This window comes from Colwellia sp. BRX8-5, assembly GCF_014077325.1.
Classification (GTDB): Bacteria; Pseudomonadota; Gammaproteobacteria; order Enterobacterales; family Alteromonadaceae; genus Colwellia_A.
Window position 1 is genome coordinate 189162 of the sequence record NZ_JACGVR010000001.1, and the last position, 13858, is coordinate 203019.

Sequence of the window (13858 nt, forward strand, 5' to 3'; positions counted from 1 at the left end):
ATCAGTAATGAGCAGCAGAAAATATTTGCGGTTAAATGAATAAGTCATTAACAGCGATTGCAGTTGATAAGGGGTTAGTTTTGAAAATTAAACGTTTTGTAGCAAAAGATATGAGAAGTGCGCTGACACAAATCAAAGACGAGCTAGGTGCTGACGCTGTGATTATGTCAAATAAACGCGTACCTGAAGGCGTTGAACTAATGGCTGCGGTTGACAACAACGTAGAAATTAAGGCAGCACAACCCGTAATGCAAAATTCTCCTGAAAACAACTCAACAGCGCAAGCAACAAACAGTTTTGACCGTTCGATTGACAATGATGTGGTCAATATTAGACAAAATAATCCTTTGACCAGTCCTAGTGTTTCGCACAACTCGGCAGCAGAAGATACCCGCTTACCCTCAGACAGTTTAGCGGCTTTATTAAGTCGTCAAGTTCAGCAAGCACCTGCAAATATTGGTCAAGGTATTAATCAAGCTCAGCATGATAAAATCGTCCAGGCAGCCGCTAAGCTAAATAATCCAAATAACTCAGCGCAAGTTTCAACGCCAACACCGTCAAGCAATATTGAGCAGCAATTTAAAAGCTTCACCGACCGTTTAGAGCAAAATAGCCAAGAACAAGGTGATGAACAATCAAGCGACTCATATCAACAGCCGGTGATGAACCAAGCACAGTCTTTAGTAAGCGATGGCTTACCGCCACAAAATGTAAATAACGCCGACTTAGAGAAAATGAAACACGAAATGTCTTCTATTCGTGAATTACTAGAACATCAAATTTCGGGGTTAATGTGGCAGGATATGGCGCAAAAAGATCCCGCTCGTGCGATGTTGGTTAATCGACTAATGTCTTTGGGTATGAGCGAACAAGTTTCAGATCAAATTGCAGGTTATATTCCAGCACAAAAAAATGACCAAGATACTTGGTTATTAGCGAAGAAATTTATCAGCCAACAAATTAATACCACTAATAATGACATTATTCATCGTGGTGGCGTGGTTTCATTAGTGGGACCTACCGGCGTAGGTAAAACAACTACCGTAGCTAAACTCGCGGCGCGGTTTGCTCAGATTCATGGCGCAGACCAAGTGGTGATGATCTCAACAGATAACTACCGTATTGCTGGATTTGAACAATTAGCCACTTACGGCCGAATTATTGGTTGTGATGTAAAGCTTGCTGGTGATGCAAAAACCTTAGATACATTGTTGCAACAGTTCTCCAAAAAGAAACTGATACTTATTGATACTGCAGGTATGGGGCAACGTGATATGCGTTTAGCTAAACACCTAACTACTTTAGTTTCTAATGCAAGGGTCAGAATTCGCAACTATTTAGTGTTAGCTGCTAATACTCAACAACGAGTTATGCAAGAAAATGTTGATCGCTTTAAAAAAGTACCTTTAGCTGGCTGTATTTATACTAAACTTGATGAAAGCCTTAGCATAGGAGAAATAATTTCTACTTCGATTCAAAACGGTTTAGCGATAGGCTACTTAACGGATGGACAAAGAGTTCCTGAAGATATTAAAGTTGCAAATGCTGAAAAACTCGTTACGCTAGCAGATAAAATGAGCGCGAAAAATCAAATTAATAATCCAATAAATTGGCGAACAGCACCGATGAGTGCTAATACAGCTGTATTTCCATAACTTGTTCTAAATATGTGAATTTTGAAGCTATAAAAATATGCAGATTAAATGATTATAGGGTTATACTAAATTAAATTGATAGCTATTCGTAAGAAAGTAGAGAAATACGATAAATGAATGATCAAGCAAGTGGCTTAAGAAAAATGCAAAATTCAGCTCCGGTAAAAGTCATTGCTGTCTCTGGCGGTAAAGGCGGAGTAGGTAAAACTAACGTTTCGCTTAATACCGCTATTGCACTTGGACAATTAGGACAACGAGTTTTAGTTTTAGATGCCGATTTAGGCTTGGCTAATGTCGATGTTATGCTAGGTTTGCGGGTAAAACGTAACTTATCACATGTGCTTTCTGGCGAGTGTGAATTAGACGATATAATTATTGAAGGTCCCGCTGGTATTAATATCATTCCTGCTACGTCAGGTTCACAATCTATGGTCGATTTAACGCCTGCTGAACATGCGGGTTTAATTCGCGCTTTTAGTGATATGAACACAAAATTTGATGTACTTATTGTTGACACTGCCGCCGGTATTTCCGACATGGTACTAAGCTTTTGCCGTGCCTCACAAGATGTGATGTTAGTGGTCTGTGATGAACCTACATCTATTACTGATTGCTACGCCTTAATGAAATTATTAAGTCGAGATCATGGTGTATTTAAATTTAAAGTTGTTGCCAACATGGTGAGAACGCCAAGAGAAGGACAGCAACTCTTTGGTAAGCTTTCTAAAGTTACCGATCGATTTTTAGATGTTGCACTTGAACTCGTTGCTGTCATTCCATTTGACGAAAATATAAGAAATTCCGTTAGAAAACAAAAAGCAATTGTTGAAGCTTATCCACAATCGCCTGCAGCGGTTGCTTTTAAATCTTTAGCAGGTAATTTAATTAAATGGCCGGTGCCTAAACAAGCGTCAGGTCATTTAGAGTTTTTTATTGAACAATTGTTAGAACATTAATAACAAGAGTAATCAGATATGAGTACTTTGTTGAAAGTTCTATATCTTTCCTATAATTTAGCGAGTGAGCGATAGTGGTAAAACCAAATGCTTACAGTATTCAAACTGATAAATCTGCTATAATTTCGCAGCATACAGTTTTAGTGAAAAGAATCGCTTATCACCTATTAGCAAGGTTGCCTGCGAGCGTGCAGGTTGATGACCTTATTCAGTCAGGCATGATAGGCCTGCTTGAAGCGTCTAATAATTTTGATCACGGCAAAGGTGCAAGTTTTGAAACCTTTGCTGGTATTCGTATCCGTGGTGCTATGCTTGATGAAATACGCCGTGGTGACTGGACTCCCCGCTCTGTTCATAAAAATAGCCGCATGGTCAGTGAAGCGATAAAATTGCTTGAAGCAAGTTTAGGTCGTGATGTAACTGATATTGAAGTTGCTGAAAAACTTGATATTTCGTTAAATGACTACCATCATATTCTAAGTGAGGTAAGTACCGGTAAAATAATTGGTATTGAAGACTTAAGTACGGGGGCAGATGCTATATCGAATATGGAAGATGTGAATAATAACGATCCCTATGATAATTTTGAAAAAATAGTTTTTAAAAAATCGTTAACAGCATGCATTTCCACTTTACCCGAACGCGAAGCTCTAGTACTGTCACTATATTACGACGAAGAATTAAATCTTCGAGAGATTGGTCAAGTGCTTGATGTAAGTGAGTCGCGTGTTAGCCAAATTCACAGTCAAGCGATGCATAGGTTAAAAGGACGTATGCAATCTTGGCAAAGTTGAGTAGAATATACATATAATCACAATTTTAAAATGTTCTCACCGGAGGGTGCCTTGGATAAAAATATGAAAGTTCTTGTTGTTGATGATTTTTCAACGATGAGACGTATCGTCAAAAACTTGTTACGAGATTTAGGTTTCACTAACATTTCAGAAGCAGATGACGGTAGCACTGCTTTACCGATGTTAAAAGAAGGCTCTTTTGACTTTGTTGTAACTGATTGGAATATGCCAGGTATGCAAGGTATTGATTTGCTCAAAGCCATCCGTGCCGATGCGAAGTTATCACATATCCCAGTATTGCTGATTACTGCTGAAGCAAAGAAAGAACAAATTGTGATGGCGGCTCAAGCGGGTGTTAATGGCTATATTGTAAAACCATTTACCGCAGCGACGTTAAACGCCAAGTTAGATAAAATATTTCAACGCTTAGGTTAATTCCTTAATTAGATAGATAATTAATTAATCTAAACGTGAGGTTTTTGCATGAGTGCGAATACAAATGTGCATGTTTCTTTGGAAGAAGCAAAGCTACTGGTCGAATATTTAGAAAGTGGTCAACAAGACAAGGCAGATGAATTAATTGCTGAAATTCAAAATCCAATTAATTCTGAATTGTTTGCTGAAATAGGCAAGCTGACTCGCCAACTACATGACTCATTAAATAATTTTCAATTAGATTCCAGGTTAAATGATTTAGCGACAGCAGATATCCCCGATGCTCAAGAACGTCTAAACTACGTTATAACGCGAACGGAAGAAGCCGCTAATAAAACCATGGATGCTGTTGAATCTATTTTTCCCGTTGTGGATACGATACAAAAGCAAATAAAGGCTGTTAATCCGTTATGGCAAAAATTAATGCATAACAAATTGGAATTAACCGAATTTAAAAGTTTATGTGTTGATATAGATTTATTATTAAAAACGACAGATAGAGAATCAGTGCGTATGCATGATTTAATGACTGATGTTTTGATGGCGCAAGATTTTCAAGATTTAACCGGACAAGTTATTCGTAAAGTTATTGATCTAGTTCGTGAAGTAGAGGATAGCTTGATTGGTATGCTAACCGCTTTTGGTATTACGACAGATAGTAATGCAGAGCGAAGTAAACCTAAAGTAGGTGATAACTTAGTTGAAGGCCCGATCGTTAATGCAGCACAACGTGATGATGTTGTCGCTGACCAAGATGATGTTGATGACCTTTTATCAAGTTTAGGATTTTAATAGGAGTTGCTGGATGTCATTTGAGCAAGATGAAGAGATTCTTCAGGATTTTTTAATAGAAGCTGGAGAAATACTTGAAACGCTTTCGGAACAACTCGTAGAACTTGAAAACGACCCCGATAATGCCGAATTATTAAATGCTATTTTTAGAGGTTTTCACACCGTTAAAGGTGGAGCCGGATTTTTAGCATTACATAATTTAGTTGACGTATGTCATGGCGCGGAAAATATTTTCGATCTGTTACGTACCAACCAACGTAGTGTTAGTGCAAGCTTAATGGATGTTATTTTACAAGCGCTTGATGTTGTAAATGAAATGTTTGTACAAGTTCAAAACGGCGAGAAACTTGATAAAGCTGATGCTCAACTACTTGCAGAATTGCATCGTTTAAGCCAACCAGAAGGCAAAGAGCAAGCGCCTGCGCCAGTCGTTGTTGAAGCAGTAGCTACTCATGAAAGCGAAAGTTCTTCTAGCGATGAAATGTCAGAAGATGAATTTGAACGACTTCTCGACGAACTCCATGGTGGTGGCTCAGCTTCTACGCCAGCCCCAGCACCTGTAGAAACAGCAACGTCTTCAGACAGCAATGATATTTCAGATGACGAATTTGAATCCTTACTCGATGAACTTCACGGTCAAGGTGCTTTTTCGCCTGAAGTCGCTGCTAATAATTCAAGTAAACCATCTTCATCGAATAGCAGTTCATCAGATGAAATAAGTGACGATGACTTTGAAGCTTTATTAGACGAATTACATGGTCAAGGTCAAGCGCCGAAATTATCTGTTACTCCAGCACCTAGTGCACCAACACCAGCACCAACACCAGCACCAACACCTGTTGCTCAAACACCAGCCGCGAAGCCAGCACCGGTAGCTCCTGCAGCTAAACCTGTCGCTAAAGCGCCAGTGCCAGAAAAAGCGCCCGCTAAAGCAATGCAGGGTGAAACGACTGTTAGGGTTGACACTAAACGTCTTGATCAAATTATGAATATGGTTGGTGAGCTTGTTTTAGTGAGAAATCGCTTAACAAGTTTGGGCTTAACCAAAGAGGATGAAGATTTAACGAAAGCTGTTTCTAACCTTGATGCGGTAACGACTGATTTGCAAGGTGCGGTAATGAAAACCCGTATGCAGCCAATCAAGAAAGTCTTTGGACGATTTCCTCGAGTTGTTCGAGATTTAGCGCGCAGTTTAGACAAAGAAATTAAATTAGTGCTCAAAGGTGAAGAAACCGATCTAGATAAAAACCTTGTTGAGGCACTCGCTGATCCATTAGTGCATTTAGTGAGAAACTCTGTAGATCACGGTATAGAAATGCCTGATAAGCGCGAAGCATTGGGGAAACCAAGAGAAGGTGTCGTGGTGCTTTCTGCTTCTCAAGAGGGTGACCATATATTATTAACCATCAAAGATGATGGTGCAGGCATGAATGCAGAAAAGCTCAAAGAAATCGCGATTACTCGTGGTGTTCTTGACGCTGACTCTGCGGCTAGAATGACAGATAAAGAAGCCTTTAGTTTAATTTTTGCTCCAGGGTTCTCTACCAAGACTGAAATTTCAGAAGTTTCAGGCCGTGGTGTTGGCATGGATGTAGTCAAGACTAAGATCACCCAGTTAAACGGTACGGTAAGTATAGATTCTGAAATGGGCGTAGGTACAATCTTAGAGATTAAAGTACCGTTAACGTTAGCTATTTTACCGACATTAATGGTTATTGTTGGTAAGCAAACATTTGCTTTACCACTTGCTGGCGTGAATGAAATATTTCATCTTGATTTAACCACCACCAACGTTGTTGATGGACAATTAACCATTATTGTTCGTAAAAAGGCGATTCCACTCTTCTACTTAGATAAGTGGTTAGTACGTGATTTTGTTGAGAAGCCAAGAGAAAAAGGTCATGTGGTTATTGTTCAATTGGGCAATCAGCAAATTGGCTTTGTGGTCGACAGTCTAATTGGTCAAGAAGAGGTGGTGATAAAGCCACTCGACCGTCTATTACACGGCACACCAGGTATGGCCGGCGCAACAATTACCAGCGATGGTGGTATAGCGTTAATTATCGATGTGCCTAATATGCTGAAGTTTTACGCAAAAAAATCTGTTGTTAATAAAAAATTACGCTCTTAACGTATAATAAAGCCCTATTAAATTTTATTAGGGCTTTTTCATTCATAATAACAAATGAGATAATAAATGCCCTATAAGGTGTTGGTTGTTGATGACTCGAGTTTCTTTAGACGTCGAGTTACCGATATTTTAAATAAAGATCCGAACCTTACTGTTATTGATGTTGCTGTAAATGGTAAAGATGCTGTTGAAAAGGCTGTATCATTAAAGCCTGATGTGATCACCATGGATATAGAAATGCCATTGCTTAATGGTATTGAAGCTGTGAAACAAATAATGGCGAAAGCGCCAACATCAATCTTAATGTTTTCATCGCTCACTCATCAAGGTGCTAATGCTACCCTCGAGGCCTTAGAAGCCGGAGCACTTGATTTTCTCCCGAAAAAATTCAGTGAAATAGCCAAAACAACTGATGATGCAGGTAGTTTGCTGCGTCAACGAGTGGTTCAATTAGCGAAGACTAACGGTTTATTGAAAAGAAAATTGGCAGTAAAAGCTCACGCGTCACGAATTAGCCTATCTTCAACGGCCACTAATCCGGTGAGTAAACCCGTAAATAAATTCGACATTCAATCGAGAACTCCGCTGCGAACAACTAAAACTGAACCGAGTCAAAGCGAAAGTATTCGCAGTCAGGTTGTTAAAAGAAGCTCAGGTAAAAGTTACCAACTACTCGCTATAGGTACATCAACGGGGGGACCAATTGCCTTACAAAAAATATTAACGCAATTGCCGCAAAACTTTCCGCTACCCATTATTCTAATACAGCATATGCCCGCTGCTTTTACTTTTGCTTTTGCCAATCGTTTAAATACCTTGTGCAATATTAATGTTAAGGAAGCAGCAGATGGGGATATTTTAAAACCTGGTTGTGCTTACCTAGCGCCTGGTGGCAGGCAAATGATTATTGACGGTACGCCAAAATTAGCCAAGTTAAAAATTATAGAAGATAAGTCTGAAAAAATTGCTTTTAAACCAAGTGTTGATGTGAGTTTTGGCTCAGCAGCTAAGGTATTTGGTGGCTCAGTATTGGGTGTTGTATTGACCGGTATGGGCTCTGATGGCCGAGAAGGTGCTCGCATGTTAAAAGGTAAAGGGGCGACAATATGGGCACAAGACGAAGCTTCTTGTGTGGTTTATGGTATGCCGCAAGCCGTTACCGTTGCAGGTATTTCTGTTTTATCTTTAGCATTAGAAGATATCAGCCAAAGTATTATCAAGGAAGTGGACCATGGATAAGTTAACCATTGCCGGGCTTTTTGTCGCAATTACGGCCATATATTTAGGTTTTATTCTCGATGGAGGCTCCCTCGCTGCGTTATTTGAGTTACCTGCCTTTATCATTGTCTTTGGCGGTACTTTAGGGGCTGTAATGTTACAGTCATCTTCAGCGCAATTTTTTCATGCGTTGTCTTTATTAAAGTGGATATTTTATCCACCCAAGTATGATATTGACCAAGGCATTGATTCGATAGTTTCTTGGTCTGAAAAAGCACGAGAATCTGGATATTTATCACTGGAAAATATTGCCGAAGAAGAACAAGATTTTTATACCAATAAAGCGCTTAACTTATTAGTTGATGGTATAGAAGTAGACAACTTGCGTATCTCATTAGAATTAGATTTAGATCTTTATCGCGAGCATAATTTGCGCTCTGCTCATGTTTTTGAGTCTATGGGCGGTTACAGTCCTACCATAGGTATTTTAGGAGCGGTACTTGGCCTCATTCATGCGATGAGTAACCTTACCGATCCCACTTTACTTGGACAAGGCATTGCAACGGCTTTTATTGCGACTATTTACGGCGTTGGTTTTGCCAATTTAATATACCTACCCGTTGCTAATAAAATAAAGGCTATTATTCACCAGCAAACCATGTACCGAGAAATGATTGCTGAAGGCCTTATTTCTATTGCATTAGCAGAAAATCCACATGCCATTGAAAATAAGTTGTCGGCCTTTCGGTTAGAGCAATGAACCACTTAAGGAAACGTCGACATTCAGTCGAAAATGATAATGTCGACAGATGGTTAGTTTCATACGCCGATTATATGACCTTGCTCTTTGCGTTATTTGTTGTTTTATATGCAATGGCAATGGTTGATGAAGAGCCCTATGAAACCGCGACAGAATCAATAGGTAAAGTTTTTCAAGCCAATAATAAACTACCTAAAAATCGGGGGCATGGTGACGATATCCTCGATGTTAACAGCTCAAAAACTAATAAGCGCTTGTATGGTAATGGCATTTTAGATGTCGCTGGCCCTGAACTTTTTGACGGTGAGAAAACACTTTCTAATGTTTCTGACAGTCAGGTAGGCACTAATCTAACGTCACTAGAAAAAGAATTACATACCGCCTTGTATGAATTAATCGAATCAGGTTATGCGCAACTGCAGATTGATGGTGATTGGTTAGAAATAGAATTAAACAGTGGTATGCTTTTCCCCAGCGGCTCATCATCAGCAACCAACAATGCAACAACAATACTTGCGGTTATTTATGATGTAATTGGTTCATCCAGCAATTTTATTCGCATAAGAGGCTATACTGATAACCAACCGATTAATACTGAGATATTTTCTTCAAATTGGGAATTATCAGTTTTTAGAGCAACGGCTATTTTACGAGTGCTTGAAGACTTATCCCTTGATCCTGCTCGTATGGCTATTGAGGGGTATGGGCAATATTATCCACGAGAAGACAATAAAACAGCACAAGGCCGCGCGCAAAACCGTCGTGTTGTTATCGCTATATCAAAATATGGTTTAGAAAAGTCAAATTTACTTGCGACCCCTACCATCAGCATTAAAGACGTCGAAGCCATAAAGCAGATAGATAATGGTGATGATGAGGATAATGAAATACGTATCATAAGACTTGATAATGGTGGCATTAGAATTACAACACGAGAAGATGATAACCCCTCTTCTGAGCAGAACAATAATTAGTACAACGAAATAAGTAGGTTAGCAACTTGGTAGTATGGACCGTAGCAAATCAAAAAGGTGGCGTTGGTAAAACCACAACAACAATCTCCTTAGGTGGCTTATTAGCTGAGCAGGGCTATAAAGTGTTGTTGGTAGATACTGATCCCCATGCTTCTTTGAGTTATTATTTTGGTATCGAATCTGAAGATCTTGAGTTAAGTGTTTACGATTTATTTGTTCAAGTTTCAACGAAAGAACAAATAATGCAAAGTTTATGTCCAACGAAATACGACAATATAGATATACTCCCGGCAACTATGGGCTTAGCTACTTTAGACCGTTCACTCGGTAATAAAGGTGGTATGGGCTTAGTGTTGAAAAAAGCGATGATAAAAATAGCCGATGAATATGATTATGTCTTAATTGATTGCCCACCGATTTTAGGTGTGCTGATGGTGAATGCTTTGGCGGCATCGCAACGTATTATTGTGCCAGTGCAGACTGAGTTCTTAGCCTTGAAAGGCTTAGACCGCATGATGAAAACAATGGATATTATGCAAGTTGAGCAAGATAAGCCGTTTAAATATACCATAGTGCCGACTATGTTTGATAAACGTACTAAAGCATCATTACTGACCTATAGAAAGTTACAAGAGCTATACGATGATAGTGTTTGGGCCGGTGTTATACCGGTAGATACTAATTTTAGAAATGCCAGTTATGCAATGCAGGTACCTTCAGATTACGCACCGTTAACACGTGGTGTTAGTGCATATAAAAAACTACTAAGCAGTTTATTAGAACTGCAAAAATTAGGTTAATTGTCCAATGGCAAAGTCACTCGCTGCAAGTAAGAAATTAATGCAGAATTATTTATCAGAATTGTTGACTGAAGATCAGCAAGAATCGGACCTGCCAATTATTTCTGTAAAAGCAAAATATCAGCAACCGTTAGAAAAACTTTTACAAAAAGTTGATATTACTGAACGTATTGCCGACCCAATAGATGAACCTGTTTATACTGTAAAAAGCTCAGTAAAAAATGAACGACCTAAAATAGTTGAAGAAAAAATTCAGGACAAAGTCGAAGAAAAAACGCAATTGACTCTTGATGAACCGCTTAAGACAAGAAAAAGTGATCAGCCATTAATTGTTCATCAGAGTAAAAATTATCGAAAGGGTAGTTTTCAAGCGATGTTCTTTAATGTTGCGGGTTTAACGATTGCAGTGCCGTTGATTGAATTGGGTGGCATACATAACGAAGACAAGACAACGAGTCTAATGGGTAAGCCTAAATGGTTTACTGGTGTTATGTTACATCGAGATGAAAAAATTAATGTAGTGAATACCGCTTTATGGGTAATGCCAGAAAAATGTGACGAAGCGTTAATAAATTCGCTAAACTATCAATACATTGTCATGCTAGGTAATAGTCATTGGGGATTATCGGCTGAAACATTAGTCGATACAGTGACGTTAGAGCAAGAAGATGTAAAATGGTTAGACCTACCGAACAAACGACCTTGGTTAGCCGGTTTAGTCAAAGAACGTATGTGTGCACTGCTTGATGTCGAGTCTTTGATTAAGTTACTTGACGCAGGCGCAAATATTAACCAAGATTAATGGCTAGATCTCCAGATAGTATTATACTATGTACACTAGACGAATAATCAAACAGATTGATTTTCAATAAGATATTTAAGAGGCAGGCTGTATGGCTGATGATAGACGTAATGCAAATGAAAACGTAGACAACGATGAAGTGTTGCAATGGGTAACCTTTAAGCTTGATAGTGAAACCTACGGTATTAATGTAATGCAAGTGCAAGAAGTCTTGCGCTATAGTGAAATTGCACCGGTGCCAGGAGCACCTACATATGTATTAGGTATCATTAATCTGCGAGGGAACGTTGTTACTGTCATTGATACCAGACAACGCTTTGGGCTTAAACCTGCGGATATTTCTGATAATACTCGTATTGTTATCATTGAAGCCGAAAAACAAGTTATTGGTATCTTGGTAGATAGTGTCGCTGAAGTTGTTTACTTAAAAAATTCTGAGATAGATGATGCTCCGAATGTTGGTAATGACGATAGTGCACGATTCATTCAAGGTGTTTCAAACAGAGAAGGTGAGTTATTGATTTTAGTCGACCTAAATCAGTTACTTTCTGACGACGAATGGGATGAACTTAAACAGTTCTAGGCTGTTTACTGAGTCTCTTTAAATAAAGCCTGGCTTATCAGGCTTTATCTAGTTGTAATGGTTTAAGAAGCGTTTATGTTTATTATCTCGCCACTTTTGATTTTAGTTAGCAGTTTTGTGCTTTTTATAGTGCTAATGGGTTATATTTATCGCCAAAAAACTTATTTTTATCGAACTCATAAAGTGCTGAAAACACAACTTGAAACGCAAGAGTTGTTTATAAATGAGCTACAATCGTCGCAAAATAGCGTAAATAAACAATTGCTTGAGTTTAATAATAAGCTTGAAAGTCTGCAGTTAGAAAACGAGCAAGTCAGTAAACAACTTGAACATCGTATTAAAATACTGCAACAAGAGAGTGGGCTTCAAAAGCAATTAATAGATCAATTTCAAAATCAGCAACCGCAAGATAAACTCTATTCACGTGCTTTTAAACTCGTTGAGTTAGGCGCAGAGATCGATGAGGTCGTTCGAGAATGTGACATCCCACTTGCTGAAGCTGAGATGTTAATATCTGTCCACAGAAATAAAACATCGCCTTCTTAAAACCAATCATTTTATGGTTTTTCCGCAGATAAATAGTTAAAGCTTTTATGTTGCATTGCATTTTTGCGTGGTAAACTGCGTCATTATTTTTTTACTCAATATCAAGGACGCTAAGTGAAAGTAGCCGCTATATTTTCTTATTTGTTCAATAATCCAACAAAAAAAATTGTTGTCATTCTACTGGCATTAGTTATTTCTGCCTGTTCATCAACACCTGCTGAAAATAGTGCTAGTGTTTCAGATCCTAAAGATCCATTAGAATCAATTAACCGACCGTTTTGGACTTTTACCTGGGATTATGCAGACAAATATGTGCTTAAACCGACAGCCCAAGCGTATGTTGAATATATGCCAACAGACTTTAGGTCCGGGATACATAATGTTGCCTTAAACCTAAACGAACCATCAACGGTTATAAATAACCTGCTGCAAGGAAAGTTTAGTGAAGCGGGTAAAAGTACGGGGCGTTTTATCCTTAACTCTACTATTGGCATATTTGGATTTTTTGACCCAGCAAGTGACTTCGAGTGGATCAGAGCACAAGAAGAGTTTGGTGAAGTCTTAGGCTCATATGGTGTTGGAGATGGACCTTATCTAGTTATACCGGCTCTTGGGCCAAGCTCAGTTCGTGAAGAAGTGGGTGACTATGTTGATAAATACTACTGGCCATTAGCGATTATTGATTTTTGGCCTAACTTACTTCGCCAAGCCGTACTCGGGCTTGAACAACGAGCTGCGCTTGTTGATCAAGAGCAAATTATTAATGAATCTATTGATTCATACGAATTTGTAAAAAATGCTTACTTTCAAAATATGGAATTTAAAGTTTATGATGGTAACCCGCCCATCGTGATTGATGAAGACAGTGAAGACGAAATTAATGCCTTTTTAGAAGAACTCGATAACATGGCAGACGTTGATCAATAAACTTGCTTTGCAGAGTGAAGCTTAAAATACTTCAAGCTTCACTCATTTTTACAAAACTATTAATTAAAAAAAAGGCTGTGGTGTTAATGTAAATCGCGGTTTTTTTGATGTGATAATTAAAGATTAAGCTAATTTATTATACTGCTTGATCGCAACACTGAGATATTTACGGGTAAAAATTAACGATACTGGCCGAAGTAAAATAAAATACACGGCTAGAAAACTAAACAAAGATACCACAAAGAGCAGCCCATCTAATTGTGCCATAAATATAAAAGGTGGCACCAACATGATTAACTTCAAAATATTTAATACGAACTTCTCTGGTGCGGTCAATTTAGCGGCAGCGAGTGTTAAAATCTGCTGTCTTTGCCCAAGCGTATAGCTTTCGAGTTCGGGAAGTTTATTTGTTGAAAATATAAAAGCCATAGGTATCGTATTTTTAGTGAGTAATAGCAGTATTCTACAGTATTTTTACACTTAAT

Annotated in this window: 15 protein-coding genes; 14 read left to right on the forward strand and 1 reads right to left on the reverse strand. The window is 38.5% G+C overall.

What is annotated here, in order from left to right:
• The first annotated feature begins 35 nt into the window (after positions 1 to 35).
• The 14 genes from flhF (at position 36) to H4J62_RS00870 (ending at position 13373) form a co-directional block, all read left to right on the forward strand.
• A complete protein-coding gene (gene flhF / locus H4J62_RS00805) occupies positions 36 to 1655 on the forward strand; it encodes a flagellar biosynthesis protein FlhF (RefSeq protein WP_259364648.1) in 1620 nt (539 codons plus the stop codon).
• Between the two features lie 113 nt (positions 1656 to 1768).
• Entirely contained in the window at positions 1769 to 2611 is an 843-nt protein-coding gene (locus H4J62_RS00810) for a MinD/ParA family protein (protein WP_182213525.1), read from the forward strand.
• A gap of 74 nt (positions 2612 to 2685) precedes the next feature.
• Positions 2686 to 3405, forward strand: a complete 720-nt coding sequence (locus H4J62_RS00815; protein WP_070374618.1) for an RNA polymerase sigma factor FliA — start codon at positions 2686 to 2688, stop codon at positions 3403 to 3405.
• 51 nt (positions 3406 to 3456) lie between these two features.
• Positions 3457 to 3840: a chemotaxis response regulator CheY gene (gene cheY / locus H4J62_RS00820; protein ID WP_182176128.1), complete on the forward strand. Its 384-nt coding sequence runs from the start codon at positions 3457 to 3459 to the stop codon at positions 3838 to 3840.
• A gap of 48 nt (positions 3841 to 3888) precedes the next feature.
• Positions 3889 to 4632, forward strand: a complete 744-nt coding sequence (locus H4J62_RS00825) for a protein phosphatase CheZ (RefSeq protein WP_182213526.1) — start codon at positions 3889 to 3891, stop codon at positions 4630 to 4632.
• 13 nt (positions 4633 to 4645) lie between these two features.
• Positions 4646 to 6763, forward strand: coding sequence for a chemotaxis protein CheA (locus tag H4J62_RS00830; protein ID WP_182213528.1), 2118 nt, complete (start codon positions 4646 to 4648; stop codon positions 6761 to 6763).
• A 66-nt stretch (positions 6764 to 6829) separates the two neighbouring features.
• Positions 6830 to 8002: a chemotaxis response regulator protein-glutamate methylesterase gene (locus tag H4J62_RS00835; RefSeq protein ID WP_182213529.1), complete on the forward strand. Its 1173-nt coding sequence runs from the start codon at positions 6830 to 6832 to the stop codon at positions 8000 to 8002.
• Positions 7995 to 8741, forward strand: coding sequence for a flagellar motor protein (locus H4J62_RS00840; RefSeq protein WP_182213531.1), 747 nt, complete (start codon positions 7995 to 7997; stop codon positions 8739 to 8741). Before H4J62_RS00835 ends, H4J62_RS00840 begins: the two co-directional genes overlap by 8 nt.
• Positions 8738 to 9715: a flagellar motor protein MotB gene (locus H4J62_RS00845; RefSeq protein WP_182213533.1), complete on the forward strand. Its 978-nt coding sequence runs from the start codon at positions 8738 to 8740 to the stop codon at positions 9713 to 9715. Before H4J62_RS00840 ends, H4J62_RS00845 begins: the two co-directional genes overlap by 4 nt.
• A 26-nt stretch (positions 9716 to 9741) precedes the next feature.
• Positions 9742 to 10515 (forward strand): ParA family protein, encoded by a 774-nt coding sequence (locus H4J62_RS00850; protein ID WP_182176122.1) that lies wholly within the window; start codon positions 9742 to 9744, stop codon positions 10513 to 10515.
• A gap of 7 nt (positions 10516 to 10522) precedes the next feature.
• Positions 10523 to 11317, forward strand: coding sequence for a chemotaxis protein CheW (locus H4J62_RS00855; protein WP_220465978.1), 795 nt, complete (start codon positions 10523 to 10525; stop codon positions 11315 to 11317).
• A 91-nt stretch (positions 11318 to 11408) separates the two neighbouring features.
• Complete coding sequence (locus tag H4J62_RS00860; RefSeq protein WP_146799106.1) at positions 11409 to 11900, forward strand: chemotaxis protein CheW; 492 nt, start codon at positions 11409 to 11411, stop codon at positions 11898 to 11900.
• Between the two features lie 75 nt (positions 11901 to 11975).
• Positions 11976 to 12446, forward strand: a complete 471-nt coding sequence (locus H4J62_RS00865) for a DUF2802 domain-containing protein (protein ID WP_182213535.1) — start codon at positions 11976 to 11978, stop codon at positions 12444 to 12446.
• Positions 12447 to 12560: 114 nt separating this feature from the next.
• On the forward strand, positions 12561 to 13373 hold the full coding sequence (locus H4J62_RS00870; RefSeq protein ID WP_310733495.1) for a VacJ family lipoprotein: 813 nt from the start codon (positions 12561 to 12563) through the stop codon (positions 13371 to 13373).
• A gap of 123 nt (positions 13374 to 13496) precedes the next feature.
• On the opposite strand, the gene H4J62_RS00875 is transcribed toward H4J62_RS00870, so the two are convergent.
• Complete coding sequence (locus H4J62_RS00875) at positions 13497 to 13802, reverse strand: DUF6170 family protein (protein WP_182213536.1); 306 nt, start codon at positions 13800 to 13802, stop codon at positions 13497 to 13499.
• Between the last annotated feature and the right edge of the window lie 56 nt (positions 13803 to 13858).